This is a genomic window from Amycolatopsis sp. NPDC101161 (assembly GCF_044768185.1).
Lineage (GTDB): Bacteria > Actinomycetota > Actinomycetes > Mycobacteriales > Pseudonocardiaceae > Amycolatopsis.
In genome coordinates this window covers 101668-128544 of sequence record NZ_JBIWPI010000004.1, presented here as the reverse complement: position 1 = coordinate 128544, position 26877 = coordinate 101668, and the positions used below count along the sequence as shown (strand labels likewise).

24 protein-coding genes are annotated in these 26877 nt (G+C 72.4%); 15 read left to right on the top strand and 9 right to left on the bottom strand.

All coding sequences use genetic code 11. The features are described 5' to 3' along the window. Positions 1–74 precede the first annotated feature (74 nt). The 10 genes from ACIRSS_RS27995 to ACIRSS_RS27950 all read left to right on the top strand — a co-directional run bounded on the left by ACIRSS_RS27995 (position 75) and on the right by ACIRSS_RS27950 (position 12127). Positions 75–872: a TIGR02569 family protein gene (locus ACIRSS_RS27995; RefSeq protein WP_400900000.1), complete on the top strand. Its 798-nt coding sequence runs from the start codon at positions 75–77 to the stop codon at positions 870–872. Positions 873–1006: 134 nt separating this feature from the next. Next, a complete protein-coding gene (locus ACIRSS_RS27990; RefSeq protein ID WP_400899998.1) occupies positions 1007–3055 on the top strand; it encodes a molybdopterin oxidoreductase family protein in 2049 nt (682 codons plus the stop codon). After that, on the top strand, positions 3052–4479 hold the full coding sequence (locus tag ACIRSS_RS27985) for an FAD-dependent oxidoreductase (protein WP_400899996.1): 1428 nt from the start codon (positions 3052–3054) through the stop codon (positions 4477–4479). Before ACIRSS_RS27990 ends, ACIRSS_RS27985 begins: the two co-directional genes overlap by 4 nt. Beyond that, positions 4476–5867 carry a nitrate/nitrite transporter gene (locus ACIRSS_RS27980; RefSeq protein ID WP_400899994.1) on the top strand — a complete coding sequence of 464 codons (1392 nt, stop codon included), beginning with the start codon at positions 4476–4478 and terminating at the stop codon, positions 5865–5867. The genes ACIRSS_RS27985 and ACIRSS_RS27980 overlap by 4 nt, the downstream gene beginning before the upstream one ends. Position 5868: 1 nt before the next feature. Beyond that, positions 5869–8391: a nitrite reductase large subunit NirB gene (gene nirB, locus ACIRSS_RS27975; protein WP_400899992.1), complete on the top strand. Its 2523-nt coding sequence runs from the start codon at positions 5869–5871 to the stop codon at positions 8389–8391. After that, positions 8388–8729 (top strand): nitrite reductase small subunit NirD, encoded by a 342-nt coding sequence (gene nirD / locus ACIRSS_RS27970; protein ID WP_400899990.1) that lies wholly within the window; start codon positions 8388–8390, stop codon positions 8727–8729. The genes nirB and nirD overlap by 4 nt, the downstream gene beginning before the upstream one ends. Next, positions 8726–9823, top strand: coding sequence for a uroporphyrinogen-III synthase (locus ACIRSS_RS27965; RefSeq protein ID WP_400899988.1), 1098 nt, complete (start codon positions 8726–8728; stop codon positions 9821–9823). The genes nirD and ACIRSS_RS27965 overlap by 4 nt, the downstream gene beginning before the upstream one ends. A gap of 109 nt (positions 9824–9932) precedes the next feature. Then, positions 9933–10592, top strand: coding sequence for a TetR/AcrR family transcriptional regulator (locus ACIRSS_RS27960; RefSeq protein WP_400899986.1), 660 nt, complete (start codon positions 9933–9935; stop codon positions 10590–10592). Next, positions 10562–11359 (top strand): maleylpyruvate isomerase family mycothiol-dependent enzyme, encoded by a 798-nt coding sequence (locus ACIRSS_RS27955; protein WP_400899984.1) that lies wholly within the window; start codon positions 10562–10564, stop codon positions 11357–11359. Before ACIRSS_RS27960 ends, ACIRSS_RS27955 begins: the two co-directional genes overlap by 31 nt. Before the next feature lie 102 nt (positions 11360–11461). Beyond that, positions 11462–12127, top strand: a complete 666-nt coding sequence (locus tag ACIRSS_RS27950) for a DUF4097 family beta strand repeat-containing protein (RefSeq protein WP_400899982.1) — start codon at positions 11462–11464, stop codon at positions 12125–12127. A 10-nt stretch (positions 12128–12137) separates the two neighbouring features. On the opposite strand, the gene ACIRSS_RS27945 is transcribed toward ACIRSS_RS27950, so the two are convergent. Further along, a complete protein-coding gene (locus ACIRSS_RS27945; protein ID WP_400899980.1) occupies positions 12138–13241 on the bottom strand; it encodes a DNA glycosylase AlkZ-like family protein in 1104 nt (367 codons plus the stop codon). A 9-nt stretch (positions 13242–13250) separates the two neighbouring features. Next, positions 13251–13646 carry a DUF3224 domain-containing protein gene (locus ACIRSS_RS27940; RefSeq protein ID WP_400899978.1) on the bottom strand — a complete coding sequence of 132 codons (396 nt, stop codon included), beginning with the start codon at positions 13644–13646 and terminating at the stop codon, positions 13251–13253. 63 nt (positions 13647–13709) lie between these two features. On the opposite strand from ACIRSS_RS27940, the gene ACIRSS_RS27935 reads away from it, so the two are divergent. Together ACIRSS_RS27935 and ACIRSS_RS27930 are read left to right on the top strand one after the other, a co-directional pair. Then, positions 13710–14678, top strand: coding sequence for a helix-turn-helix transcriptional regulator (locus tag ACIRSS_RS27935; RefSeq protein ID WP_400899976.1), 969 nt, complete (start codon positions 13710–13712; stop codon positions 14676–14678). Continuing rightward, positions 14671–15504 carry a uroporphyrinogen-III synthase gene (locus ACIRSS_RS27930; protein WP_400899974.1) on the top strand — a complete coding sequence of 278 codons (834 nt, stop codon included), beginning with the start codon at positions 14671–14673 and terminating at the stop codon, positions 15502–15504. Before ACIRSS_RS27935 ends, ACIRSS_RS27930 begins: the two co-directional genes overlap by 8 nt. On the opposite strand, the gene ACIRSS_RS27925 is transcribed toward ACIRSS_RS27930, so the two are convergent. The 5 genes from ACIRSS_RS27925 to ACIRSS_RS27905 form a co-directional block, all read right to left on the bottom strand. Beyond that, the gene (locus ACIRSS_RS27925) at positions 15467–16273 is read right to left on the bottom strand and encodes a DUF899 family protein (protein ID WP_400899972.1); all 807 of its coding nucleotides are present in this window, start codon (positions 16271–16273) and stop codon (positions 15467–15469) included. The genes ACIRSS_RS27930 and ACIRSS_RS27925 overlap by 38 nt on opposite strands. After that, complete coding sequence (locus tag ACIRSS_RS27920; RefSeq protein ID WP_400899970.1) at positions 16273–16593, bottom strand: ArsR/SmtB family transcription factor; 321 nt, start codon at positions 16591–16593, stop codon at positions 16273–16275. Before ACIRSS_RS27920 ends, ACIRSS_RS27925 begins: the two co-directional genes overlap by 1 nt. Beyond that, a complete protein-coding gene (locus ACIRSS_RS27915) occupies positions 16593–17018 on the bottom strand; it encodes an SRPBCC domain-containing protein (RefSeq protein ID WP_400899968.1) in 426 nt (141 codons plus the stop codon). The genes ACIRSS_RS27920 and ACIRSS_RS27915 overlap by 1 nt, the downstream gene beginning before the upstream one ends. Before the next feature lie 73 nt (positions 17019–17091). Then, complete coding sequence (locus ACIRSS_RS27910; RefSeq protein WP_400899966.1) at positions 17092–17943, bottom strand: siderophore-interacting protein; 852 nt, start codon at positions 17941–17943, stop codon at positions 17092–17094. Between the two features lie 28 nt (positions 17944–17971). Further along, positions 17972–18295: an MGMT family protein gene (locus ACIRSS_RS27905; protein WP_364375660.1), complete on the bottom strand. Its 324-nt coding sequence runs from the start codon at positions 18293–18295 to the stop codon at positions 17972–17974. A 172-nt stretch (positions 18296–18467) separates the two neighbouring features. On the opposite strand from ACIRSS_RS27905, the gene ACIRSS_RS27900 reads away from it, so the two are divergent. Together ACIRSS_RS27900 and ACIRSS_RS27895 are read left to right on the top strand one after the other, a co-directional pair. Beyond that, the gene (locus ACIRSS_RS27900; protein WP_400901879.1) at positions 18468–21641 is read left to right on the top strand and encodes an ATP-dependent helicase; all 3174 of its coding nucleotides are present in this window, start codon (positions 18468–18470) and stop codon (positions 21639–21641) included. A 76-nt stretch (positions 21642–21717) separates the two neighbouring features. Continuing rightward, the gene (locus ACIRSS_RS27895) at positions 21718–24975 is read left to right on the top strand and encodes an ATP-dependent helicase (RefSeq protein ID WP_400899963.1); all 3258 of its coding nucleotides are present in this window, start codon (positions 21718–21720) and stop codon (positions 24973–24975) included. Here ACIRSS_RS27895 and ACIRSS_RS27890 read toward each other — a convergent pair whose 3' ends face one another. After that, positions 24976–25338 carry a hypothetical protein gene (locus tag ACIRSS_RS27890; RefSeq protein ID WP_400899961.1) on the bottom strand — a complete coding sequence of 121 codons (363 nt, stop codon included), beginning with the start codon at positions 25336–25338 and terminating at the stop codon, positions 24976–24978. Positions 25339–25343: 5 nt separating this feature from the next. After that, positions 25344–25712 (bottom strand): hypothetical protein, encoded by a 369-nt coding sequence (locus ACIRSS_RS27885; RefSeq protein ID WP_400899959.1) that lies wholly within the window; start codon positions 25710–25712, stop codon positions 25344–25346. A gap of 79 nt (positions 25713–25791) precedes the next feature. Between ACIRSS_RS27885 and ACIRSS_RS27880 the strand changes: the two genes are divergently transcribed. Further along, the gene (locus tag ACIRSS_RS27880) at positions 25792–26871 is read left to right on the top strand and encodes a potassium channel family protein (protein WP_400899957.1); all 1080 of its coding nucleotides are present in this window, start codon (positions 25792–25794) and stop codon (positions 26869–26871) included. The last annotated feature ends 6 nt before the right edge of the window (positions 26872–26877 follow it).

Sequence of the window (26877 nt, the reverse complement as noted above, 5' to 3'; positions counted from 1 at the left end):
CCGAGTCGTAAAACACTCCGTGACCAGCGCGTCTTCTCGTTCGTGGACCGCGTGGCCGGGTACCGTCGGCAGTTGTGCGGACAACCCTCGAACGTCCTCCCGCGCACGTCTGCGCGGCCTTCGGCGGCCTCGCCGACGGCAGCGAGCCGATGCCGGGCTCGACGGCGTGGCGCTGCGGCGACCTCGTGTTCAAGCCGGTCACCGACAAGGCCAAGACGCTGTGGACGGCCCGCGCGCTCGACTACATCCACGAGCCGGGCCTGCGGGTCGCGAAGCCGGTCCGCTCCAGCGACGGCCGCTGGATCGTCGGCGGCTGGACGGCGTCCCGGTTCGTGACGGGCGCGCCCGAGCACCAGGGTGACGCGTCGGTGCTGGCGGCGGTGAAGCTGCACCGCGCCACCCTCGGCCTGCCCCGGCCGGACTTCATCGCGGGCCGTCGCGACATCGACGCGATCGCGGACCGGGTGGCGTGGGAGGAGCTCGAGGTCCCGCTGGAGGAGACGAAGGGCGGCCGCTGGTTCGAGGTCCTCGCCGGTGCCCGCCGCCCGATCAAGCTGCCGCTGCAGGTGGCCCACGGCGAGCTGCTGGCGGGGTTGCTGTTCGACGGCGACGCGGCCCCGGGGGTCGTGGACTTCGTCCCGTACTACCGGCCGGGCGAGTACGGCGCGGCGATCGTGGCGGTGGACGCGCTGGCGTGGGGCGGAGCTTCGCGGGAGCTGCTCGAGCGGTGGTCACACCTGCCGGAGTGGCCGCAGCTGCTGCTGCGGGCGGTGTTGTTCCGGTTGGCGTCGAACGCGCTGAACCCGAGGTCGACGCAGGCGTCGCTGGACGGGCTGCGAGTCGCGGCCCGGGAAGTCAGCGGGGTTCTGTAACGCCGGTCACGCACCTCACCGCCGTGGCCCCGTGAGTCCCGCCGCAATGTCAACTGCCTGAAACATTCGGTCGAATCCGGTTAACACGGCCTCCTTAGCGTCAGGGCAATCCCCGAACCGCCGAGGAGGTGCCCGTGCCGCAGGTCGACACCCACTGCCCGTACTGCGCTCTGCAGTGCGGCATGACTCTCGACGGCTCCCGCGTCACGCCGCGGGACTTCCCCGTCAACGCCGGCGGCCTCTGCCAGAAGGGCTGGACCTCCGGCAGTCTGCTCACGAGCCCGAGGCGCCTGACCACCCCGATGATCCGCGTCGACGGCGCCCTCGAGCCCGTCAGCTGGGACTTCGCCCTCGACTTCGTCGCCCGCAAGCTGCGGGAAACGCAAGAGAAGCACGGCCCCGACGGCGTCGCGATCTTCGGCGGCGGGGGCCTCACCAACGAAAAGGCCTACCTGCTCGGCAAGTTCGCCCGCGTCGCGCTCGGCACCTCGCAGATCGACTACAACGGCCGCTTCTGCATGTCCTCGGCCGCCGCGGCCGGGACCAAGGCCTTCGGCGCCGACCGCGGGATGCCGTTCCCCGTCACCGACCTGAAGAACGCCGACGTCGTGCTGCTCGCCGGGGCGAACCCGGCCGAGACCATGCCGCCGTTCATCCAGCACCTGCGCGGGGCCGACCTGATCGTCGTCGACCCGCGGCGCACCCCCACCGCCGAGCTGGCGAGCCTGCACCTCGCGCCCGCGCCCGGCACGGACCTCGCGCTGGCACTGGGCATCCTGCACGCCGTCGTCGAAGGCGGCCACCTCAACCGGTCCTATGTGGACGCTCGGACGACCGGGTTCGAGGACGCGTGGCGGATCGTCGCGAGCTGGTGGCCCGAACGCGCCGAGCGCGTCACCGGGGTCTCGGCCGCGGACATGCGCCTCGCCGCCGCGAAGCTCGCCAACGCCCGCAACGGCTACATCCTGACCGCCCGCGGCACCGAGCAGCACGCCACCGGCACCGCGACCGTCGGCGGCTGGATCAACCTCGCCCTCTCGCTGGGCCTGCCCGGCCGCGAGGGCTCCGGCTACGGCTGCCTCACCGGCCAGGGCAACGGCCAGGGCGGCCGCGAGCACGGCCAGAAGGCCGACCAGCTGCCCGGCTACCGCAAGCTCGACGACCCCGCCGCGCGCGAGTACGTCGCCGGCGTCTGGGGCGTCGACCCGGACAGCCTGCCCGGCCCCGGCCGCTCGGCCAGCGAGCTGCTCGAAGCGCTCGGCCAGGAAGACGGCCCGAAGGCGCTGATGGTGTTCGGCAGCAACGTCGTCGTCTCGGCGCCGCGGTCGCAGCGCGTCCAGGATCGACTGTCCGAACTGGACTTCCTCGTCGTCGCCGACTTCGTGCTGTCGGAGACCGCGGCGCTGGCCGACGTCGTCCTCCCGGTCACCCAGTGGGCCGAGGAAGACGGCACGCTCACCAACCTCGAAGGCCGGGTCCTGCTGCGGCGCAGGGCGATCGACGCACCCCCGGGTGTCCGGTCCGACTTGGACGTCCTCAACGGACTCGCGCACCGGTTGGGGCAACCGGAAGACCGGTTCCCGACCGACGCCGAGACGGTGTTCGAGGAGCTGCGGATCGCGTCCAAGGGCGGGATCGCCGACTACTCCGGCGTCAGGTACGACCGGCTGCGTGCGGGCGAGGCCCTGCACTGGCCGGTGCCCGAGGACGACCACCCCGGTACTCCGCGCATGTTCCTCGAGTCGTTCGCGCATCCGGACGGCCGTGCGCGGTTCGTGCCGGTCGAGCACACCGGCCCGGCCGAGCTGCCCGACGACGAGTTCCCGTTGCAGGCCACCACCGGCCGCGTGCTGCAGCACTACCAGTCCGGCGCGCAGACGCGGTTGATCGGTGAACTCAACGACGTCGTCCCGGAGGTCTTCGTCGAGGTCCACCCGGACACCGCCAAGCGCGCCGGGCTCGAAGAAGGCGACCCCGCGCGGATCCGGTCCCGGCGCGGCGAAACGCTCGCGCGCGTCCGGTTCGTCCAGTCGCTTCGGCCCGACCTCGTCTTCCTGCCGTTCCACTTCCCGGGTGAGCAGCGCGCCAACCTGTTCACCAACCCGGCGCTCGACCCCGTGAGCCGGATGCCGGAGTTCAAGGTGTGTGCCGTGTCCCTGTCTACTGTGGATGGTGCCGCATGACCCCCCGTGAAGTCGTCGTCGTCGGTTACGGCATGGCCGGCGCCCGGCTCGCCGACGAGATCCGCCGCCGTGACCCGATCGCCGAACGCGTCCGCCTGACCGTCCTAGGCGCCGAGAAGCACGCCGCCTACAACCGCGTCCTCCTCTCGGCCGTCGTCGCCGGCGGGATGAGCGCCGAAAGCGTTCGCCTGCACGACGACGAGTGGGCCGCGCGCCACAACATCGACCTGCGGCTCGGGGTCGACGTCACCCGCATCGACCGAGAGAAGCGCTGCGTCGAACTCGGCGACGGAGCATGCGTGGACTACGACGCCCTTGTCCTCGCGACCGGCGCCAACCCGTGGATCCCGCCGGTCGAGGGCCTCGAAGCCGGGCCGGGCGTGGTCGCCTTCCGCAGCCTCGACGACTGCGCCAAGATCCTCGACGCCGCTCGCTTCGGAGCCCCGGTCGCCGTCCTCGGCGGCGGCCTGCTCGGCCTCGAAGCCGCCCGCGGGCTGGCCGGGCGCGGCAACCAGGTGACCGTCGTCCACCCGCTCGGGCACGTCATGGAACGCCAGCTCGACCCGGCCGCCGGGCACGTGCTGGCCCGGCAGCTCACCGACATGGGCGTGACGTTCAAGTTCGGCGCCACCGCCGCCCGCTACCTGCCCGGCGACGGCCTCAAGCTCGACGACGGCACCCTCGTCCCGGCCGACCTCGTCGTGGTCGCCGCCGGCGTCCGCGCCGAGACGGCCCTGGCCGTCGACGCCGGGCTCGACGTCGACATGGGGATCCTCGTCGACGACGTCCTCCGCACCAGCGACGGCCGCATCCACGCCCTCGGCGACTGCGCCCGCCACCCCGGGGCGCCGGCCGGGCTGATCCAGCCGGCGTGGGAGCAGGCCGCGGTCCTCGCCGACGTCCTGACCGGCACCAACGCGGCCGCCCGTTACCGCGGCACCACAGCCGTCACCCGGCTGAAGGCCCGCGGCATCGACCTCGCCGCACTCGGCGAGACGCAGCTCGACGCCGGCACCCCGGACGTCGAGGTGCTCACCTTCAACGACCCCACCGGTGGCCGGTACGGCAAGCTCGTCGTCCGCGAAAACCGCGTCACCGGGGCGATCCTGCTCGGCCTGCCCGACGCGGCCGCGTCGATCACCCAGTTCCACGACCGCGGCACGCAGCTGCCCGACGACCGCCTGGCGGTCCTGCTGGGCCGCGCGCTGCCCGGCGGCAGCGCCCCGGCGGCCAGCCCGGCCGACTTGCCCGCGGCCGCGGTGATCTGCCGCTGCAACAACGTCACCAAGGGCCGGCTGGTCGAGGCCTGGAAGGCCGGGGCCACCGACACCCCCGCACTGGCGCGGGCCACGCGAGCCACGACGGGCTGTGGCGGGTGCGCCGACGCCGTCGGCGGCATCGCCACCTGGCTCGCGGCGCAATGACCGACCCGACCCGCACTGAGGAGAACACCGTGGCACACCAAGGAAAGCACTGGATCGAGCACTGGGAGCCGGAGAACGAGGAGTTCTGGGAGGCGACCGGCAAGAAGATCGCGCGCCGGAACCTCTGGTTCTCCGTGCTGGCCGAGCACATCGGCTTCTCCGTCTGGACACTGTGGTCGGTCATCGTCCTGTTCATGGGCAAGGACTACGGCTTCTCCGCCGCCGACAAGTTCCTGCTCGTCTCGACGCCGACCTTGATCGGTGGCCTGATGCGGCTGCCCTACACCTTCGCCGTGGCGAAGTTCGGCGGTCGCAACTGGACGGTCGTGTCGGCCGTCCTGCTGCTGATCCCGACGGTCCTGGCCGCGGTCGTGCTGCACCCCGGCACGTCGCTCGGCACGTTCCTGCTGGTCGCGGCCCTCGGCGGCGTCGGCGGCGGCAACTTCGCGTCGTCGATGACGAACATCAACACCTTCTACCCCGAGAAGCACAAGGGCTGGGCGCTCGGCCTCAACGCCGGCGGCGGCAACCTCGGCGTCGCGGCCATCCAGCTGGTCGGGCTGCTGGTGATCGGCACCGCGGGCGCGACCGCGCCGCGGATCGTGCTCTACGTCTACATCCCGCTGATCGTCGTCGCCGCGGTTTGCGCGTACTTCTGCATGGACAACCTCGCCACCGTGAAGGGCGACACCAAGGCGATGCGCGAGGTCGTCAAGGACCCGCACACCTGGGTGATGTCGTTCCTCTACGTCGGCACGTTCGGCTCGTTCATCGGCTACAGCTTCGCGTTCGGCCTGGTGCTGCAGAACCAGTTCGGCCGCACCCCGCTGCAGGCGGCCGCGGTGACGTTCCTCGGCCCGCTGCTCGGCTCGCTCTCGAGGCCGGCGGGTGGCTGGCTGGCCGACCGGATCGGCGGCGGCAAGATCACCTTCTTCACCTTCGTCGGGATGGCGCTGGCCACGGTGGTGCTGATCCTCGCGTCGACGTCGAAGTCCCTCGCGCTGTTCACGATCGCCTTCATCGTGCTGTTCGTGCTCACCGGCGTCGGCAACGGCTCGACGTACAAGATGATCCCGGCGATCTTCCGCGCCAAGGCGAAGGTGGCGATCTCGAACGGCGCCGAGGAGGCGGCCGAGCTGCTCAAGGCGCGGCGGCTGTCCGGCGCGCTGATCGGCCTGGCCGGCGCGATCGGCGCCGAGGGTGGCCTGTTCATCAACCTCGCGTTCCGGCAGTCGTTCGCCGACACCAAGAGCGGGGTGCCCGCCTTCATCGGGTTCCTGGTCTTCTACGGGCTGTGCTTCGCCGTCACCTGGGCGGTCTACCTGCGCAAGCCCGCCGAACAGCCCACCACCGAGCGCGGTCTGGCGCTCGCGGGAGCGGAGGTCTGAGATGCCCACCCTGGTCGTCGCCGGACACGGCATGGTCGCCCACCGGCTCGTGGAGGCGGTGCGCGCGGAAGACCCTTCCGGGAACTGGCACATCGTCGTCCTGTCCGAGGAGCCGCGTCCGGCGTACGACCGGGTGGCGCTCACGTCCTACGTGGACACCTGGGACCCGGCTTCGCTGGCCCTGCCCGGTTCGGACTACGCGGGCGATTCCTTTGTGGATCTCCGGCTGGGAGAGCTGGCGGTTTCGGTCGACCGGCACGCGAAGACGGTCACCACGGCGTCCGGCGCCGTCGTTTCCTACGACGCGCTGGTGCTGGCCACCGGCTCGCGGCCGTTCGTGCCGCCGGTGCCGGGCCACGACCTGCCCGGCTGCTTCGTCTACCGGACCATCGAGGACCTCGACGCGATCCGCGCGGCGGCCGTCGTGAAGCCAGGCCGCGGCCGACGCTCGGCCGTCGTCATCGGCGGTGGCCTGCTCGGCCTGGAGGCCGCTAAGGCGTTGCGGGACATGGGACTTTCCCCGCACGTCGTCGAGATGGCGCCGCGGCTGATGCCGCTGCAGGTCGACGAGGGCGGCGGGTCGCTGCTGCGTCGGCTCATCACCAACCTGGACGTCACCGTCCACACGGGAACGTCGACCGACGCCATCGAGGCCGACGGCTCGCGGCTGCTGGCCAAGCTCGGCAACGGTACCGAGCTGGACGTCGACCTCGTCGTGTTCTCCGCCGGCGTCCGGCCGCGTGACGACCTCGCTCGTCAGTCCGGTTTGGACGTCGGCCCGCGTGGCGGTGTCCTCACGGACTCCTCCTGCCGCACCAGCGACCCGGCGGTGTACGCGATCGGCGAGTGCGCGGCGGTCGACGGCCGCGTCTACGGCATCGTGGCGCCGGGGTACGCGATGGCCGAGATCGTCGCGGCGCAGCTGACCGGCGGGTCCGGTGAGTTCCCGGAGCCGGACACGTCCACGAAGCTGAAGCTGATGGGCGTCGACGTGGCGTCCTTCGGGGACGCGCACGCGCGGTCGGAAGGCGCGCTGGAGGTCGCCGTCAACGACGCGGTCGCCGGGACGTACAAGAAGCTCGTCGTCACCGACGACGGCAAGACGCTGCTCGGCGGGGTGCTCGTCGGCGACGCGACCGAGTACAACACGTTGCGCGCGCTGGTCGGCCGTCCGCTGCCGGCCGAGCCGGGCGCGATCCTCGCCCCGGCGGGCGGGGGCGCCGCGGTCGGCGTCGACGCGCTGCCCGACGCGGCGCAGATCTGTTCGTGCAACGCGGTTTCCAAGGGCACGATCACCCGCGCGATCCACGAGGACGGCTGCGACTCCGTCCCCAAGCTCAAGGCGTGCACCCGCGCCGGCACCGCGTGCGGCTCGTGCGTCCCGCTGCTCGGCAAGCTGCTGAGCGCGGCCGGCGTCGAGCAGTCGAAGGCCGTGTGCGAGCACTTCCCGCAGTCGCGCGCGGAGCTGTTCGAGATCGTGCAGGCCACCCGGATCACGACGTTCAGCGAGCTGATCGGCCGCTACGGCTCGGGTAGCGGCTGCGCGATCTGCAAGCCCGCGGTGGCGTCCATCCTGGCCACCCTGGGCAACGGGCACGTCCTCGGCGGCGAGCAGATGACGTTGCAGGACACCAATGACCGGTACCTGGCCAACCTGCAGCGCAACGGCACGTACTCCGTCGTGCCGCGGATCCCGGGCGGCGAGATCACGCCGGACAAGCTGATCGTCATCGGCGAGGTGGCGCGCGACTTCGGGCTGTACACCAAGATCACCGGCGGCCAGCGCATCGACCTGTTCGGGGCCACTGTGGACCAGCTGCCGCTGATCTGGCGCCGGCTGGTGGACGCCGGGTTCGAGTCCGGGCACGCCTACGGCAAGGCGCTGCGGACGGTCAAGTCGTGCGTCGGGTCGACCTGGTGCCGCTACGGCGTTCAGGACAGCGTCGGGCTGGCGATCGAACTGGAGCTGCGCTACCGCGGCTTGCGGTCGCCGCACAAGCTCAAGTCGGCGGTCTCCGGCTGCGCGCGGGAGTGCGCGGAGGCGCGGAGCAAGGACTTCGGCATCATCGCGACGGAGAACGGCTGGAACCTCTACGTCGGCGGCAACGGCGGGACGACCCCGCGGCACGCCGAACTGCTCGTGTCCGATGTGGACACCGAGACGCTGATCCGGACCATCGACCGGTTCCTGATGTTCTACGTGCGCACCGCCGACCGGCTGCAGCGGACGGCGCCGTGGATCGAGGAGCTGGAGGGCGGTCTCGACCACCTGCGCGCGGTGATCGTCGACGACTCGCTCGGCATCTGCGAGGACCTCGACGCGGCGATGGCCAAGCACGTCGACAACTACGCCGACGAGTGGAAGGGCGTCCTGGAGGACCCGGAGAAGCTGGCCCGGTTCACCTCCTTCGTCAACGCACCGGGCACGCCCGACCCGGCGATCTCGTTCCGCTCGGAGCGGGACCAGAAAGTGCCCGTGATGCTGGGAGTCCCGCGCTTTTCGAACAGGGAGGTGCGCCGATGACTACGTCGATCGAACGGACCTGGACGGCGGTCTGCGCCGCCGAAGCCGTGCCCGAGTACGCCGGGGTCGCCGCGTTGCTCGACGGCGTGCAGGTGGCGATCTTCCACCTGCCGGGGGACCGCTGGCACGCACTGTCCAACTGGGACCCGTGCAGCGGCGCGGCGGTGCTGTCCCGCGGCATCGTCGGCGACGCGGGCGGCGTCCCGGTGGTCGCCTCGCCGGTCTACAAGGAACGGTTCGCACTCCACAGTGGACAGTGCCTGGACGCCGACGGCGTTTCGGTCCCGGTTTACGAGGTGCGCGTGCGAGAGGGCGTCGTCGAAGTGGAGAGCCCGTGATCCTGCCGCTGACCGGGTTCGTGGTCGGCATCACCGCGGCGCGCCGGGCGGACGAGCTCGGCGCGCTGCTGGTGCGCAAAGGGGCGAGTGTCCGCTATGGGCCGGCGATCCGGATCGTGCCGCTGACGGACGACACCGAGCTGCACAAGGCGACGTCGAGGCTGCTGGAGTCGCAAGTGGACGCGGTGGTGGCGACGACCGGCATCGGCTTCCGCGGCTGGCTCGAGGCGGCCGAGGGCTGGGGGCTGGGCGACGCGCTGCTGGAGCACCTGTCGTCGGCTTCGCTGCTCGCGCGCGGGCCGAAGGTGACCGGGGCGATCCGCGCGGCGGGGCTTTCGGAGGCGTACTCGCCGGCGTCGGAGAGCAACGCGGAGTTATTGCAGCACCTGCTTTCTTCGGACGTGGCGGGCAAGCGGATCGCGGTGCAGCTGCACGGCGAGCCGCTGCCGTACTTCGTGGACGCCCTGCGCGCGGCCGGGGCGGAGGTCGTCGAGGTGTCGGTGTACCGCTGGGTCGGCCCGGTGGACCCGGGCCCGGTGGACCGGCTGCTCGACGGGGTCCTGGACGGGACGATCCACGCGTTGCCGTTCACGAGCGCCCCGGCGGTGGCTTCGCTGGTGGCGCTGGCCCGCCGCACGGGTCGCCTGCCGGGGTTGATCTCGGCGCTGTCGGGCCCGTGTGTAGCGGCGTGCGTCGGCCCGATCACGGCGGGCCCGCTGGCGGCGCTGGGCGTACCGACGGTCCAGCCGCACCGCGCGCGGATCGGAGCGCTGGCCCGCACGGTGTCGGAGACGCTGCTGGCGCGTTCCCCCCGGTTTTGCGCGGGTGGGCTGTCGATCGAGCTGCGCGGCCAGGCCGCGGTGGTGGACGGCGAGTGGCGCGAGGTGGCCCCGGCACCGATGGCACTGCTGCGCGCACTGGCGGCATCCCCGGGGCGGGTGGTGTCGCGGCGCGAGTTGATTTCGGCGTTGCCTGGGGGCGGCGAGGAGCACGCGGTGGAGACGGCGATCGGGCGGCTGCGGACTTCGCTGGGAGGCGGGAAGGTCGTGCAGACGGTGGTCAAGCGGGGGTACCGGCTGGCCGTGGACGCCTGAGCGGATGCGGTTCGGCCGGACGGGCGATCCCGGTCGCCGATGCTTGTCGGCGAAGCGCGGTGGGGATAGCTTATAGCCCAAGCTAGAGACTATAGCTTGGAGCGAGCTGATGGATGAGACCCGTGGGCCGCAGCGGCGACGACGGGCGGACACCCGGCGCGAGATCCTCGACACGGCGATCGAAGTGATGGCCGAACGCGGGGTGGCCGGGCTCAGCCTGTCCGAGGTCGCGCGCCGGGTCGGAATCCGGCAGCCCTCTCTGTACAAGCACTTCGCGTCGCTGAATGCGGTCTACGACGAGCTGTTCCGGGAGGGAGCGGAGCAGCAACGCGAGGCGGTGGCCCGGGCGTTGCAGGGGAGGGCGCCCGGGCTGCCGGCCCTCGCCGCGGCCGTCGAAGCGCTCGGCCGGGTCGCGATGGCCCACCCCATCCACGCCCAGCTCGTCGCCTGGCGGCCGGTGCCGGAGTTCGCGCCGTCGGCCGAGGCGTTCCGGCCGAGCGTCGAACTGGTCGAGCACGTGCGCGGAGCTCTGCACCACGCGGTGGTGGCCGGCGAGCTGGGTCCTGAGGCCGAGTCCGACGCCGGCGTCGCCTTGCTGTCCATCGTCGTCACCGGAACTCTCTCGCAGCAACTCGCGAACGAGCCCGGTGCGGGTTATGAAGGCGGGCGGTTCACTTCGCTGCTGCCGCAAGCCTTCGCCATGTTCGTCCGGCACTTCACCCCCGGAGGGGAGCAGCCATGCCCCGGATCCGAACCACCCACGCCCTGACGATCGCGCGCCCCGACCGCGAAGAGGTTGCCCGCGTCGGCTTCGCCGAGCTCTCCGCTTTGGAGGCGTTGCTCGGATCGCTCGGCGAGGAAGACTGGCGGCGGCCGACGGCCAGCGGCTGGACCGTGCACGAGATGGTCGCCCACCTCGTCGGCCAGCACGTGGAGACGGCACGGCCGTGGACGATCGCCTCCCGCGTCCGCGCCGCGCGGAAGCGGTTCCCGTCGATGTCCGCGCTGGACGCGCACAATGCGCTGCAGGTGGCGACCTTCGGTTCGCTGTCCGGAGACGAGCTTCGCGCGTGGCTCGCGCAGGTCGGCCCGCGGGCGGTCCGCATGCGGCGGCGCGCCCCGTCGTTCGTCCGGCGGCAGCGGACCGATCGGACCTTCCCCGGCGAATCGCTGGTCGAGCCGGAGCTGGCGTACGTGATGGACGTGCTGTCCAACCGCGACACCTGGCTGCACCGGCTGGAGATAGCTCGCGCGACGGGCCGGGAGTTCGCGGTCGGGGCCGACGACGGGCTGGTCGTCGCCCAGGTGGTGCGCGATCTGGCCCTGCGGTGGTCAGGCCCGGCGCTGGTTATGGACCTCTCCGGCCCGGCCGGTGGTTCGTGGCAGCTGGGCGAGGGCGAGCCGGTGGCGTGGGCCCGGGCCGGGGCGCTGGACCACCTGTGGCACCTCTCGGGGCGACCCGGCAGCCCGGATCCGGAGGTGACGGGTGACCCGGCGGCGGCCGAGGCGTTGCGAGCGGCGCGCGTGGTGTTCTGACGGCGGGCGGTGTCAGCCGGCGTGTCAGGGCGGTGGCCTTCCGGTGTCAGCCGGACCCGTGATGGTGGCTTCAACAACCGAACCAGCCACCAGGAGAACACGATGCAGCACTTCACCACCACCGCCCCGATCACCGCCGTCCTCGACATCCCCGCGGGCCGTGTCCGGCTCGTTGCCGCCGAGGTCGCCGAGACCTCCGTCGAGGTTCTGCCCGCCGATCCCGCCAAGAGCCGGGACGTCAAAGCCGCCGAGCAGGTCAAGGTGGAGTTCCAGGGCGGTGTCCTGCGGATCGAAGGCGCGGTCAAGAACCAGTACTTCGGCCCGTCCGGCTCGCTCGACGTGACCGTCCAGCTGCCCGCCGGCTCGGACGTCCGGGCCAAGTCCGCCAGCGTCGAGCTGCGGGGCGTCGGCCGGCTCGGGGACGTCACCGTCGAAGGCGCGCACGGCGAGGCCGTCTTCGACGAGGCCGCGAGCCTGCACCTCAGCGCCCACGCCGGCGACGTCTCGGTCGGGCGCCTCACCGGCCCGGCGGAGATCAGCACCGGCAAGGGTGACATCCGGATCGCCGAGGCCGTGCGCGGCGCGCTCGTGCTGAGCACCCAGGCCGGGGACATCACCGTCGGCGCGGCGGCCGGCGTCTCCGCGTCGCTCGACGCCGGCACCACCTACGGCCGGATCCGCAACTCCTTGAAGAACACCGAGGGCGCGGCGGACCTGACCATCCACGCGACCACCGCGTACGGCGACATCGACGCCGGCAGCCGGTGAGCGGGACCCTTCAGCCCACCCAGGAGACGGCGTGCTTTTCGAACCCCCGCGCCGCCGCCACCCGCTCCGCCTCGGCTTCCGCTTCCTCGCGGACCGCCGGGCGGAGCGGGTCGAACGCCGTCACCGTGAACGTCAGCTTGGCGCCGCTGCCCTTCGTGCGCCACGTGCCCGCGATGTCGCCGTCCGCGATCAGCACTCCCGGGTTGCCCAGCATCTTCCAGACCTCCTTGCGGCGTGCCGGGTCCGGGACCAGCAGCGCCTTGTCGCGGGCCTGGATGAACGGGTCCAGCGGCGGCAGCAGCCGCACCAGCTCCGGCTCCGGCGGGTTCTCCAGCGCCGCCAGGCGATCCTCCGGCAGGTAGCGCGTCTTGCCTTCGACCTTCACCTCGGCCAGCTGAGACGGCCACGTCTTGTCGACCACCGCGCGAGCCGTCCCGGCGAACTCGGCGGCTTCGCCCGGCGACGCGGGACCGTTCAGGCGCAAGTACGACTCGACCACCGCCGTCGCCGCGGCGACGTCGGGTGTCTTGCGCATCCGGCCCCGGCCCTCCAGCGGGGCCAGCGTCGCCGGCGCCGCGCCGGCCACCAGCCGGACGCCGGCGTGCGGGGTCGCGATGCGCATCAGCTGCTCGTGGATGTGCGTCGCGTTGCAACCCCGGCACCAGCGGGCGAACCCGGGCGGCAGCTTCTTGGTCACCGCCGTCGACACCTCGCCCTTGGTCATCGGCTCCTTGACCACCGTGCGGAGGGCCGCCGCCGCCGTGAAGACCACTTCGGACGCCGAGAGGCCGGTCGCCGCCAGTTCCTTGCGCTGCCACAGCATCCGGGCCAGCGCGTCCGCGTCGTCCAGCGGGACCAGCGCCCGGACCACCTCGGGCAGGTCCGTGCGGAGGTGGTAGTGCGGCGCGCCGCGCAACGTCCACGCGAGCACCAGCCGCTCGTCGTCCACAAGGGACACGTCGCCGTCCAGCCGGGCGGCCAGGGCCAGCAGCGCGGTGTCGCGCATGCTGTCCTGGAGCCCGGCCCGGACGACCGCGAGGTCGGCGACGTCCCGCGCGGTGCGGTGCAGTCCGTGCTCGGCGATGCGGTAGGCGAGTACCTGACGACGGTCCACTTGCGACTCCTAGAACGCGTACTCGAACGTGTAGCCCAGCTGGTCCTCGCCCATCGCGCCGCCGGACGTGCCGCCGCCGGTCAGCCCGGTCAGCTCGCCGGTGCCCGAGCCGGGCACGACGGTGAACGTCGAGGCGATGCCCTTGGCGTCGAACGTGTACTCGTGGCGCACGATGAACGTCCCTTCGCGACCGTCGACCTTGCCCTCGAAGCGCTCGAAGCTCGGCGACGTCGTCTCACCGCTGTTGTAGCCCTCGCCCGCGTAGTACAGCAGAAGGTCGCAGGTCGACTCACCTTCGATGACCCCCTGGTACGCCATCGTGGCGCGGGCGTGGGCCACCCGGGGGCCGCCCTCGACGCCGCTGACGATCTTTTCTTCCCAGTTCTTCGTCGTGAATCCGTTCATGGGGACCACCCTGCCGGGTATACCTGTCAGCTCGTGTCAGGTTTTTCTGTCAAACTCGGATCCATGCGCGCCAGCCGGCTCCTGTCCGTCCTCCTGCTGCTGCAGAACCGCGGCCGGATGACGGCCGAAGAGCTGGCCGAGGAGCTCGAGGTCTCGGTGCGCACGGTCTACCGGGACATCGACGCGCTGTCGGCGTCCGGTGTCCCGGTGTACGCCGACCGCGGCCGGACCGGCGGGTACCGCCTGGTCGACGGCTACCGCACCCGGCTCACCGGGATGACCGAAGAGGAGGCGCAGTCGCTGTCGCTGGCGGGACTGCCCGTCGCGGCGGCCGAGCTGGGGCTCGGCACCGTGCTGGCCGCGGCCCAGCTCAAGCTCTACGCCGCGCTGCCGCAGGAGCTGCGCGACCGCGCCGGGCGCGTCGCCGAGCGGTTCTACCTGGACGTCCCCGGCTGGCACCGGGGCATCGAAAGCCTGCCGGCGCTGTCCGCGATCGCCGACGCCGTCTGGTCGTCGCACCGGATCCGGATCCGCTACGAGCGGTGGGGTCAGCGCGTGGTCGAGCGGGACGTCGAGCCGCTGGGCCTGATCCTCAAGGCGGGCAACTGGTACCTCGCGGGCCGCTGCGAAGGCTCCGACCGGACCTACCGGATCTCGCGGGTGCTGGAGCTGACCGACCTGGGCGAGGAGTTCGAGCGGCCCGCCGGGTTCGACCTCGCGCGGTACTGGCAGGAGTGGTCCGAGCAGTTCGAACGCCGGATGTTCCCGCGGGTGGCCGTGGTGCGGTTGTCGCCGCGGGCGCAGGCTCTCGTACCGTTCTACGCGGGCTCGGTCGGCGCCCGCGCGCTGCGTGCGGCGACCGGGGAACCCGACGCGGACGGCTGGCTCACCGTGGAGCTGCCGGTGGAGCCGGGCGAACCGGCGATCGGCGAGCTGCTCCGGTTCGGTCCGCACCTGGAGGTCCTCGAACCGGCGGACCTGCGTGCGGAGCTGGCGCAAGCGATCGAAGAGATGGGCGCGTTCTATGGGTGAGCTGAGCGGGATCGCGATCGGGGTCACGGCCGAACGCCGGGCGGAGGACTTCATCACGGCCCTCGAACGCCACGGCGCCGACGTCCGCCACGCGCCGACGATCACGATCGTGCCGCTGGACCGCGACCCGGAACTGCGCGCGGCGACGTCGACGCTCCTCGCGTCGCCGATCGACTTCACGGTGGTGACGACGGGAGCGGGCTTCCGCGGCTGGCTCGCCGCGGCTTCGGACTGGGGGCTCGCGGATTCCCTGCTGGAGCGGCTGGGGGCGTCGCGGATCTACGCGCGCGGGCCCAAGGCGGTCGGCGCGGTTCGCGGCGCGGGGTTGCGTGAGTCCTTTTCGGCCTCTTCGGAGAGCAATTCGGAACTGTTCGGTTCGCTGGTGTCCGCAGGGGTCTCGGGGGCGCGGGTCGCGGTCCAGCTGCACGGGACGCCGCTGCCGGAGCACACCGCGCCGCTGGTCGAGGCCGGGGCTTCGGTGGTCGAGCTGCAGCCGTACCGGTGGTACTCCCCACCGGACGTGACGCCGGTGCACGAGCTGATCGACGCGGCGGTGGCCGGTTCGCTGGGGGCGCTGGCCTTCACGAGCGCTCCGGCGGCGGCGAACTTTTTGACTCTCGCTCGGGAGTACGGGCGGTATGAGTCGTTGCTGGCCGCATTGCGCGGGCCGCTGGTGGTGGCGTGCGTGGGCCCGGTGACGGCGGCGCCGCTGGAAGAGGTGGGCGTCGAGACGCTGCAGCCGGAGCGCCAGCGGCTGGGTGCGTTGGTGAAACTGCTGGTCACGACGCTCAGTGGCACCGATGGGGCGTCGGAGATCCGGTCGTAGCGCCGAGGTCGTCGGAGCGGCCGGCCTCCAGCCGCTCCCACTGGGCGATCGGCCGCCCACCCGGCCACTCCGTCAGCGGCGGCCACTCGGGCGCGCCCGCTTCGGTTCGGACGTTCGTGCGCTCCTGGGGCCAGCCCTCCGGTGAGTCCTCCCAGGACTCCTGGCGGCCGTACACCGTCAAATCCATCAGCGCGTAGCTGTAGTCCATCGCCTCCACGCCACGGCGTTTCGTCCAGTACGTCTCGAACACGCGGTCGCCGTCGCGGACGTAACAGACCAGGTGGAACAACCCGATTTCCCGCCCGACCAGCAACGACTCGAGCGATGGCTGCGCCGAGTACCACGGCATCCGCCAGTCCATGAACGCCCGGTAGCGCAGGCTTTCCTCGTACGACGTCCGCGCGTCGGCCGGCTCGGTGCTGACGTTGCGGCCCTGGGAAAACACCGCGTACGTGATGTCGCGCGAGTGCAGCGGCGACAACTCCGCGACCTGGTTCGCGTAGAACGTGCAGCCCTCGCACTGTTCGGCCGCCGGGCGACCCGGGTTCCACATGAAGTAGTACGCGATCAGCTGACGGCGGCCCTCGAACGCGTCCAAAAGTGTGACCGGACCCTCCGGACCGAGCAGGGGGAGCGTCGCGTCCACTTCGACCGCCGGGAGGCGACGGCGGGCCGCCGCGATCGCGTCGCCTTCGCGCGTGTGGGCCTTTTCCCTGGCGCGCAAGCGATCCAGGGATGCTTCGAATGTTCCGCGGTCGACGATTTCCATCAGGACTCCTCGGCGAAGCGTTTGATCTTGGCCAGGCGGCGGTCCCACTCGGCCGCGAGCGCCGCCATCCAGCGGGCTGTCGCGTCCAGGGCGTCGGGACGCACCGCGTACCGGACCTCGCGGCCGGCCTTCACGCCCTCGACCAGCCCGGCCGCGTCGAGGACGGTCAAGTGCTTGACCACCGCCTGGCGCGACACCGGCATCCCGGCCGCCAGCGTCGTCGCGGTGGCCTGGCCGTGGGCGGCGAGCAGGTCGAGCAGCCGGCGGCGGGTCGGGTCGGCCAAGGCGGCGAGCACGCCGTCGACGACTTCGGTGGACATCAGCCGACGCGCGCGGCGAGCGCGGGCAGGCACTGCTCCCAGCCCGCGGTGTGGTCTTCGACCACGTTGCGGCGGTTAGCGTCGGACGTCGGCAACTCGGTGAACCCGCTTTCGACCACGCGCAGGCGAGTGCCGTCGCCCTCGGGGGTCAGCGTGAACTCGACGAGCGTCGAGTTGTCCTCCCGCAGCTCTTCGCCGGGGAACGCGCTCACCCAGCGGTAGGCCAGGTAGTGCGGCGGGTCGACCTTCTCGACGCGGATCGGGAAGTCGCCGTGCTCGGAGTGCGTGACCACCAGCGTCCGGCCTTCTTCGGCCAGCGTGCCGCGGGCGGTTTCGTCGTCGGTCGCCCAGAACCCGGGCTCGGCCACCAGCGGCCAGACCTTCTCCGGGGCGGCGGCGATCAGGATCTCGCGTTCGATCAGCATCGACGGGCTCCTCTCTTGTGCAACTCCAGGGTTGCACGTCGAGGAGCCATGGTGCAACCCCGTGGTTGCATGTTCAGTCGGCCGGCGCCTCGCCCGCCTCCGCCGCGCGGACCGCCTCCCGGCTCGCCTCTTCCTCGCTGATCCCCAGCCGCCAGTAGCCCGTGAAGCAGATCCGCCGCTTGTCGACTTCGCGCTCGCGTACGAGGTGGCGCCGCACCAGCTTGACGACGCCCGCTTCGCCCGACACCCACGCGTACGGCGCTCCGCCGGGGAAGCTCGCCGCGCGCACCGCGTCGAGCAGTGCCTCTCCCAACGGGCGCGACCCGCGGATCAGCCAGTGGACTTCGACCGCTCCGCGCGTCTCGAACGTCTGGCGCTCACTGCGTTCCGGCACCTCGATGTACGCCGAAGCGCGCGTGCCGGCCGGGAGCCGCTCGATGATCGCGCCGATCGCGGGCAACGCCGTTTCGTCGCCGACCAGCAGCTGCCAGTCGGTGCCGCCGGGCACGTCGTACAGGCCGTGTGGGCCGAGGAACGCGACGCGGTTGCCCGCCGCCGCGCGCGACGCCCACGCCGAGGCCGGCCCGGTGTCGCCGTGCAGTGCGAAGTCGACGTCGATCTCCGCCGCCTCGGGCCGGTGCGCCCGGACCGTGTACGTGCGCATCGGTGGCCGGACGTCGTCCGGCATCGCCAGGTACGTCCGGTACCACGACATGACGTCGGAGCCGGTCTCCGGCAGCCGCGGCTCTTCCTCCCCGGGCAGCGGGAAGAAGACCTTGACGTACTGGTCCGGCGCCCCGGGTGGCACTTCGCGGAAGCTGGCCGCTTCGAACGTCACGCGCACCATCTGCGGCGTGATCGGCCGCACCGCGGTCACCCGGGCCCGGTGGTACGTCAAAGCCGGCCGCTCCACCTGTGTCGTCATTAGGCGAGGCTAACCTAAGAATCAGCGGTCAGAACAGTCCCTCCTCACCCGGATCTTCGTCACCGCCGGGCTTCCAGCGGTACTTCCGCAGGTCGACGCGCTGGCCGTCGGCCAGCACGCCCTCCGCGCGCAGCCGCTCGAGCTGGTCGTGCACCAGGTGCGGCGCCGGGGTCCCGTTCGCGCGCAGGATCCGGTGCCACGGCAGGTCGTGCCCGTCCTCGGCCAGGATGGCGCCGACCATCCGCGGCGAGGGCGCGCCGGCGAGCGCCGCGATGTCGCCGTACGTGGCCACCGTGCCGGCTGGCACCGACTCGATGATCTCCCGCACCCGCTCGTGCAGAACGTCGTCCATACCGACACTCTGCCGCACACCACCGACACTTTCCGCAGCCGTCCGGCGCACGCTCCGGCACCTTCGCCGAACGTGCCGGCGTTAAGGCGTGCCGGTGCGCCACCCGGGTGAGCGGGCGTGGTTCCATCGCTGGGTGAACGCGAGGCGAACGGGGCGGGCGGACGCGCGGCTGGTGCGCACGCCGATCACCGACGCACCCACGTTCACCTGGGACGAAGGCGCCCGCCGTGTGCTCTCCGCACCCGGGGGCTTCCGCCGCGTGCTCGGCGGTCCCGGCACCGGCAAGACGGCGCTGCTCGCGTCGGCCGCCACCCGCCGCATCGCCGAGGGGGCGGACCCGGAGAGCGTGCTGGTGCTCACCACGTCCCGCAAGGCCGCGGACGCGCTGCGCGCCGACATCACCCGCCGGCTCACCTTCGACCCCGACCAGGCGCGGCCGCTGCCGCGCACCGTCCGCGAACCCCTCGTCCGCACGGTCCACTCGTACGCCTACTCGCTGCTGCGCCTCGAAGCGATGGCCGAGGAGCTCCCGCCGCCGCGGCTGCTCGCCGGCGCCGAGCAGGACGTCGTCGTCCGCGAGCTGCTGGCGGGCGACCTCGACGAGGAGGCCGGGTGCTGGCCCGAGCAGCTGCGGCCGGCGCTGATGGTGCCCGGGTTCGCCGAGGAGCTGCGCGACCTGCTGATGCGCGCCGCCGAACGCGGGCTGGGCCCGGAGGACCTCGCCGAGCTGGGCCGGCGTCGCGGCCGCGAGGAGTGGATCGCCGCCGGGCAGTTCTGGGCGCAGTACGAGGAGGTCACGCAGCTGCAGGGCGCGGGCGGCAACGCCCTCGGCGTGGCGAGCGCGCCCGCGCTGGACGCCGCCGAGCTGGTCACCTCCGCGCTGCTCGCCCTCGAAGACGACGACGAGCTGCGCGAACGCGAGCGCACCCGCGTGCGGCACCTGTTCGTCGACGACGCCCACCACCTCGACCCGCTGCAGACCAGCCTGGTCCGGGTGATCGGGCACACCGCGGCGGAGTTCGTCGTCGCCGGCGACCCCGACCAGAACGTGTTCTCCTTCCGCGGTGCCGACGCGAGCCTGTTCGCCGACGCCGACCCGGACGGCAGCCGGACCGTCACGCTCACGACGGCCCACCGGCTCGCCCCGGCCGTCCGCCTGGCGGTGGCGAAGATCGGGGCGACGCTGCCCGGGTTGTCCCAGCACCGCAAGATCGTCCCGCCCGCGGGGGCTTCCGGCGGGAACGTGCGGGTCCGTGTGATGCCGACGCCGGCCGCCGAGGCCAGCTGGATCGCCGACCAGCTTCGCCGCGCGCACCTCGTCGATGGCGTGCCGTGGTCGGAGATCGCGGTGCTCGTCCGGTCGCCGGCGCGGACTTTCCTGGTGCTGCAACGGGCGTTGCGCGCCGCCGGCGTCCCGATCGGATCGGCGACCGAAGAGCTGCCGCTGGCGCGCCAGCCCGCGGCGCGGCCGCTGCTGGCCGTGCTGAAGCTCGCGCCCGCGCCCGAACTCCTCGACGTCGACCTCGCCGAAATGCTGCTGTCGTCGGCGCTCGGCGGCGCGGATCCGTTGGCGCTGCGGCGGTTGCGCCGTGGTCTGCGGCGGCTCGAACTGGCCGGTGGTGGCCAGCGGTCGAGCGACGAACTGCTCGTCGAAGCGTTGCGCGGCGGGGACATCCTCGCCGGGCTCGCCGACGCCGAGGCCGAGCCGGTGCGGCGCGTCGGCGGGCTGCTGCGCGTCACGCACCAGGCTGTGGCGCGCGGCGACGGCGTCGAGCAGGTGCTGTGGCAGCTGTGGAACGAAAGCCGGCTGCAGGAGAAGCTGCTGAAGCAGGTCGAACGCGGGGGATCGCTGGGGGCGCAGGCCGACCGCGACCTCGACGCCGTCGTGGCGCTGTTCGACGCCGCCGGCCGGTACGTCGACCGGCTGCCGCGCGCGAGTGTCGCGTCCTTCGCGGATTACCTGGGGGCGCAACAGATCGCGGGCGACACACTCGCGCCGGCGGCGGTGCCTTCGGACGGCGTCTCGCTGCTGACCGCGCACGCGGCCGCCGGTCGCGAGTGGACGGTCGTCGCCGTCGCGGGGGTCCAGGAAGGAGCGTGGCCGGACCTGCGGCTGCGCGGATCCGTGCTGGGCGTGGAACGGCTGAAGGACCTGATGTCCGGAGTGGACGATGACGCCGTCTCCGCGACCGCGCCGATCCTGGCCGAAGAGCGGCGGCTGTTCTACCTGGCGATGAGCCGGGCGAAGCAGACGCTGCTCGTCACGGCGGTGTCCGGAGAGGACGAACAGCCGTCGCGGTTCCTCGACGACCTCGAGGAGAACGGCGCCGACGACGGCGGGCTCGACTCCCGGATGAAGCCGCCGGGGCGGTCGCTGGTGCTGGCCGAGCTGGTGGGGGAGCTGCGCGAGGTCGTCTGCGACGACAAGGCCGACCCCGTGCGCCGGCGGCGCGCGGCCAAGCAGCTGGCGCGGCTGGCCGAGGCGAAGGTGCCGGGCGCCCATCCGTCCACTTGGTACGGCTTGCTGCCGGCCTCGACCGACGAGCCGGTGCACCGGCCGGGCGACCTGATCCGGATCTCACCGTCCACAGTGGAAATCCTGACGAAGTGCCCGCTGCGCTGGATGATCGAGCGCCACGGCGGTTCCGACCCGGCGCAGCTGGCCGCGGTCACCGGCACGCTGGTGCACGGGCTGGCGCAGGCGGTGGCGTCGGGGCGCACGGACGCCGAGCTGCAGGCGGCGCTGGACGAGGCGTGGGTGCGCGTCGACGCCGGGGCGCCGTGGTTCTCCCGGCGCGAGCGGCGGCGGGTCGAGCAGATGCTGCAGAACTTCGTGACGTGGCTGGAGCGCAGCCGGGCGGAGCTGAAGGCGGCGGGCGTCGAGCAGGACATCGAGGTCGAGCTGCCGGCCGGGGGCGAGGACGAGGTCCGGGTGCTGCTGCGCGGGCGGGTCGACCGGGTGGAGCTGGACGCCGACGGGCGGCCGGTGATCGTCGACATCAAGACGGGCAAGGTCCCGGTGTCGAGCGCGGACGCCGAGGCGCACCCGCAGCTGGCGGCGTACCAGCTGGCGGTGCTGCTGGGGGCGATCAAGGGCAGCAACGAGCCCGGCGGGGCGCGGCTGGTCTACGTCGCCAAGGGCAACAACAAGACGGGGGCGACCGAGCGGTCCCAGCCGCCGTTGGACGAGGTGGGCGGCAAGCAGTGGCTGGAGCTGGTCCGCGACGCGGCGGCTTCGGCGGCGGGGCCGGACTACCAGGCCCAGGAGAACCCGGACTGCGACCGCTGCCCGGCCCGCGGGTGCTGCCCGCTGCGGCCGGAGGGCAGGCAGGTGCCGGGCCCGTGAGCCGGTCAAGGGACGTCGTGAGTGAGAAACAGTGTTCTAAGCCTGTTTCTCACTCACGACCGGGTGGGGGGCGTGGGTGAGCCCGCTCGTCATCGCCAACCCCGTCGAGCCCGCCGAACTCGCCGATGCGCTCGGCTTGCACCGGCCGACCCCCGAACAGGCCGTCGTCATCGCCGCGCCCGTGGAACCGTCGCTCGTCGTCGCCGGGGCGGGGGCCGGGAAGACCGAAACCATGGCCGCGCGGGTCGTCTGGCTCGTGGCCAACGGGATCGTCAGCCCCGACCGCGTCCTCGGCCTCACCTTCACCCGGAAAGCCGCGCGCCAGCTCGGGGAACGCGTCCGCGCGCGGCTGCGGCGGCTGGCCGGGTCCGGGCTGCTCGACCGGCTCGACCCGTCCGGCGGGCTGCGGTCCACCGTGGTCGCCGGCGAGCCGACCGTCCTCACCTACCACGCCTACGCCGGCCGTCTCCTCTCCGAACACGGCCTGCGCCTGCCTGTCCAACCCGGTGTGCGGCTGCTCTCGGAAACGTCGTCGTGGCAGATCGCGCACCGTGTCGTGTCCACTTGGGACAACGAGCTCGACACCGACCGCGTGCCGCCCACCGTCACCGCGGACCTCCTGCAGCTCGCCGGCGAACTGGGCGAGCACCTCATCTCGACCGAGCAGCTCGCCGAGTACACGACGTGGATGTGCCGCGTCATCGAGAACGCCCCGCGCGCCAGGGGACAGCGGGCCGCGCTGCCGCAGAAGCTCACGGAAATCATGGCCGCGCAGCACTTCCGGCTCGCGCTGCTGCCGCTCGTCGAGGAGTACCACCGCCGCAAGCGCAACGAAGGCGCGCTCGACTTCGCCGACCAGATGTCCCTCGCCGCCCAGCTCGCGAGCGGGTACCCGTCGGTCGTACGCGGGGAGCGTGAACGCTTCGGTGCCGTCCTGCTCGACGAGTACCAGGACACCGGGCACGCCCAGCGCGTCCTGCTGCGGGCGTTGTTCGGCGGCGTCGAGAACCAGCCGATGCCGGTCACCGCCGTCGGCGACCCCGCGCAGGCCATCTACGGCTGGCGCGGTGCCAGCGCGGCCAACCTGCCCCGCTTCACCACGGACTTCCCCCGCCACTCCATCGACGAAAAGGCGGGCGAAAAGCTCGTCCCCGCGCACGAATTCGGCCTGCTGACGAGCTTCCGCAACCCGCCGGAGATCCTCGAACTCGCCAACGCGATCGCCGAACCGCTGCGGGCGCGCGGCCTCGGCGTCGAACGGCTGCGGGCACGCGAAGGCGCCGGTCCGGCGGACATCGCGGCCGCGCTGCTGCCGGACATCCGCGCCGAGCGCGAGTGGGTGGCCGACGCGATGGCGCGACGCTGGCACGCGCAACAAGAGGAGACGGGCAAACCGCCGACGGCCGCCGTGCTCGTGCGGCGCCGGGCCGACATGGCGCCGATCGCCGCCGAGCTGCGGGCGCGCGGGCTGCCGGTCGAGGTCGTCGGGCTCGGCGGCCTGCTCGACGAGCCCGAGGTCGCGGACCTCGTGTCGACGCTGAAGGTGCTCGCCGACCCGTTGTCGGGCAGCGCGGCGGCCCGGCTGCTGACCGGCGCGCGCTGGCGGCTCGCGGCCGCCGACGTCGCTGCGCTGTGGCGCCGGGCCGGCGAACTCTCCAGTCCGGAGAAGGCTTCGGACGAGCCGGAGCTGGTCGTGGAGCGCGTCGAACAGGCCGGACTGATCGACGCGATCGACGAGCCCGGGTCGCCGGAGCGGTACTCCGAAGCGGGCTACCAGCGCATCCGGCGGATCGGCTGGGAGCTCGCGGCGCTGCGACGGCGGCTCGACCAGTCGCTGCCGGAGCTCGTCGCCGACGTCGAACGCACGATGCTCCTCGACGTGGAGTCGTTGGCGCGCCCGGGATCCGCCGGGCGCGCGCACCTCGACGCGTTCGCCGAAGTCGTCATCGACTACGCCGAAACGGCACCCACGGCGACCCTGCTGTCCTTTGTGGACTACCTGAACACCGCCGCGCACGCGGAAGACGGGCTGACCCCGGGCGAGGTCGAGGTCGTGCCGGACCGCGTGCAGGTGCTGACCGTGCACTCGGCGAAGGGCCTCGAATGGGAGGTCGTCGCCGTCCCGCACCTGGTGCAGGACGTCTTCCCGGGCCGGCGGCGCTCGTCGTCGTGGCTGCGGACGGCGACGTCGCTGCCCGCCGCGTTGCGCGGTGACTCGCAGGACCTGCCGGAGCTGCGGATCGCCGAGGGCTACGACCGCAAGGAAGTCCAAGAAGGACTGGAACTGCACGAAGCCGGGTTCGTCGAGCGGGAGCAGGCGGAAGAACGGCGGCTCTGCTACGTCGCGCTGACGCGGTCCGAGCACGCGCTGATCGTGTCCGGGCACTGGTGGAACGAGAGCAGCAGCCGGTACAAGGGGCCGTCGGAGTTCCTGACGGAGATCGGTGACGTCCTGCGCGAGACCGGCGTCGGGCAGCTCGCGGAGTGGGCGCCGGAGCCGGAGAAGGAGGACGAAAACCCCCTGGTTTCGGACTCGCGCAAGGCGCGCTGGCCCCTCGACCCGCTGGCCGACCGCCGCACCGGCGTGCAGACCGGGGTGGAGCTGGTCTCCGAGGCACTGTCCAATATGGATGAAGAAGAGTCCGAAGAGGACGACGATCCGGACGGCTGGCTGACCGACACGGACGTCCTGCTCGAGGAGTGGGCGCGCAAGGACGACCACGTCCACCGGGTCCCGCTGCCGTCGCGGCTTTCGGTGAGCCAGCTGGTCGCGCTGGCCGACGACGCGGGCAAGCTGGCGGCGGACCTGCGCCGCCCGCTCCCGGTGGAGCCCAACAGCTTCGCCCGCCGCGGCACCGAGTTCCACGGCTGGCTGGAACGCCGGTTCGCGGGCGACCAGCTCATCGAGATCGACGACCTCCCGGGCGCGGCCGACTTCGGCGAAGCCCCCGACGCGGACTTCGAGGAGCTGCAGGCGGAGTTCGAGAAGAGCGAGTGGGCCACACGGGTGCCGCACGCGGTGGAGGTGTCGTTCACGGCCGACGTCGAGGGCATCACCCTGCGCGGCCGGATGGACGCGGTGTTCCAGAACCCGGACGGCACGTGGGAGGTCGTGGACTGGAAGACGGGCTCGGTGCCGCCGGAGTCGCGGCAGCCGGTGCTGGCGGTCCAGCTGGCGGCGTACCGGATGGCGTGGGCGGCGCTGAAGAACATCCCGGTGGAGCGGGTCCGCGCGGCGTTCCACTACGTCCGGGCGAACCGCACGATCCGCCCGGCGGACCTCCTGGACCCCGAAGGCCTGCGACGGCTGCTGCGGGACATCCCGGAGGCGTGACTACAGGTTCAGCGGGTACAGCTCGAGGCGCTCGACCGTCAGCCGCAGCCGGGCGCCGGGCCGGACGGCCGGCGCGGCGAGCTCGGCCTGCACGACGCTGCCGCCCAGCCGGAGGGTGACCACCCCGCCGTCGTTCGCGGCCACCGGAGCCGTCATCAGGATCTGTTCACCGGCGCCGGAAAGCGCGGGTTCGCCCGGCGGCACCGCCGCCCAGGCCCGGACCTCGTCCGGGATCTCCAGTTCCACGTCGACCGGCCCAGTCGGCGGAGGCTCGATGCCGCGCCAGCGCGCGCATGCGGTGCCGAGCGGCGAGCCGAAGCGAACCAGGCCGCCGTCGAGGACCTCGGTGATCTCGATCCGCACCGGATTCAGGCCCGGTCGCGGACCTTCAGCGCCCACGCGATCAGCGGCCACTGCAGCGGCAACCGCGCCCACGCCAGCGCGCGGCGCGGGGCCGGGGCCGAAGACGCGTCCACCGCCATCTTCACGTTCCCCGGGAACACGCCCAGGAACAGCAGCGCCGCCGCCAGGCCGCCCAGCCTCCGGGTCCGGGGGACCGCCACCGCTACCCCGACCGCCAGCTCCGCGACCCCCGACCCGTACGTCCACGCCCGCCGGGACCCCGGCAGCGATGCCGGGATCAGCTCGTCGAACGGCTTCGGGACCGCCAAGTGCAGCACGCCCATCGCGCCCAGCGCGCCGGCCAGGAAGCGGGCCGGTCGTTGTGAGTTGGCCATGAACTGATCGTTCCACGCGGCGGCCCGGTACTCCGTTCGGCTATCCTCCGGGCGTGAGTGACGCTCGACACCAGCCAGCATGAAGGCCCTGAAGCGGTTGCCGCTGGGCAGTCTCACCGATCGGCCGGACCACGAGCTCGTCGGCGTCCTGCGCATGCCCGAGCTGACCGTCAGCCCGCTGCGCGCGATCGTGAAGCGGATCATCGGCGCCCTGCTCGCGCTGCTGGCCACCGTGGTCATCGTCTACATCGACCGCGACGGCTACCGCGACGCCAACGGCGATGGCCTGTCCCTGCTGGACAGCCTGTACTACGCCACCGTCTCGCTGTCGACGACCGGCTACGGCGACATCGCGCCCGCCACGTCGTCCGCCCGCCTGGTGAACGTTCTGGTGATCACCCCGCTGCGGGTGCTCTTCCTCATCGTCCTGGTCGGGACCACCCTGGAGGTGCTCACCGAGCGCTCCCGGCAGGCGTTCAAGATCCAGAAGTGGAGGACGAAGGTGCGCGACCACACGGTCGTCGTCGGGTTCGGCACGAAGGGCCGGTCCGCCGTCAACGCGCTGCTCGGCGACGAGTCCGTCGCCCCGGGCCAGATCGTCGTCGTCGACACCGACCAGCAGGCCCTCGACGCGGCGAGCGCGCTCGGCCTGGTCGCCGTGCACGGCTCGGCCACCCGGTCCGACGTCCTGCGCGTCGCCGCGGTGCAGCACGCCCGCGCGGTCGTCGTCGCCCCGAACCGCGACGACACAGCGGTGCTCGTCACGCTCACCGCCCGCGAGCTGGCGCCGAAGGCGCACATCGTCGCGTCGGTGCGGGAGGCGGAGAACGTCCACCTGCTCAAGCAGTCGGGCGCCGACCAGGTCGTCGTGTCCAGCGAGACGGCCGGGCGGCTGCTCGGCATGGCGACGTCGACGCCGCTGGTCGTGGACATCATGGAGGACCTGCTCACGCCCGAGTCGGGCCTGGCGATCGCCGAGCGGCCGGTCGAGCCGTCCGAAGAGGGCGGTTCGCCGCGGCACCTGTCCGACCTGGTCCTCGGCCTGGTCCGCGACGGCGTCCTGTACCGCGTGGACGCCCCGCAGGCGGATGCCATCGAGCCCGGCGACAAGCTGCTCTACGTCAAGAAGGTGACGCAGGCGGAGAAGATCGAGCGGTAGGTCCGC

Bases quoted from the DNA above. Each gene is read 5' to 3' on its own strand.
- ACIRSS_RS27985 (WP_400899996.1), top strand. From the start codon at position 3,052: ATGACCCCCCGTGAAGTCGTCGTCGTCGGTTACGGCATGGCCGGCGCC.
- ACIRSS_RS27980 (WP_400899994.1), top strand. From the start codon at position 4,476: ATGACCGACCCGACCCGCACTGAGGAGAACACCGTGGCACACCAAGGA.
- nirB (WP_400899992.1), top strand. From the start codon at position 5,869: ATGCCCACCCTGGTCGTCGCCGGACACGGCATGGTCGCCCACCGGCTC.
- nirD (WP_400899990.1), top strand. From the start codon at position 8,388: ATGACTACGTCGATCGAACGGACCTGGACGGCGGTCTGCGCCGCCGAA.
- ACIRSS_RS27960 (WP_400899986.1), top strand. From the start codon at position 9,933: ATGGATGAGACCCGTGGGCCGCAGCGGCGACGACGGGCGGACACCCGG.
- ACIRSS_RS27955 (WP_400899984.1), top strand. From the start codon at position 10,562: ATGCCCCGGATCCGAACCACCCACGCCCTGACGATCGCGCGCCCCGAC.
- ACIRSS_RS27950 (WP_400899982.1), top strand. From the start codon at position 11,462: ATGCAGCACTTCACCACCACCGCCCCGATCACCGCCGTCCTCGACATC.
- ACIRSS_RS27940 (WP_400899978.1), bottom strand. From the start codon at position 13,646: ATGAACGGATTCACGACGAAGAACTGGGAAGAAAAGATCGTCAGCGGC.
- ACIRSS_RS27935 (WP_400899976.1), top strand. From the start codon at position 13,710: ATGCGCGCCAGCCGGCTCCTGTCCGTCCTCCTGCTGCTGCAGAACCGC.
- ACIRSS_RS27930 (WP_400899974.1), top strand. From the start codon at position 14,671: ATGGGTGAGCTGAGCGGGATCGCGATCGGGGTCACGGCCGAACGCCGG.
- ACIRSS_RS27925 (WP_400899972.1), bottom strand. From the start codon at position 16,273: ATGGAAATCGTCGACCGCGGAACATTCGAAGCATCCCTGGATCGCTTG.
- ACIRSS_RS27920 (WP_400899970.1), bottom strand. From the start codon at position 16,593: ATGTCCACCGAAGTCGTCGACGGCGTGCTCGCCGCCTTGGCCGACCCG.
- ACIRSS_RS27915 (WP_400899968.1), bottom strand. From the start codon at position 17,018: ATGCTGATCGAACGCGAGATCCTGATCGCCGCCGCCCCGGAGAAGGTC.
- ACIRSS_RS27910 (WP_400899966.1), bottom strand. From the start codon at position 17,943: ATGACGACACAGGTGGAGCGGCCGGCTTTGACGTACCACCGGGCCCGG.
- ACIRSS_RS27905 (WP_364375660.1), bottom strand. From the start codon at position 18,295: ATGGACGACGTTCTGCACGAGCGGGTGCGGGAGATCATCGAGTCGGTG.
- ACIRSS_RS27885 (WP_400899959.1), bottom strand. From the start codon at position 25,712: ATGGCCAACTCACAACGACCGGCCCGCTTCCTGGCCGGCGCGCTGGGC.
- ACIRSS_RS27880 (WP_400899957.1), top strand. From the start codon at position 25,792: ATGAAGGCCCTGAAGCGGTTGCCGCTGGGCAGTCTCACCGATCGGCCG.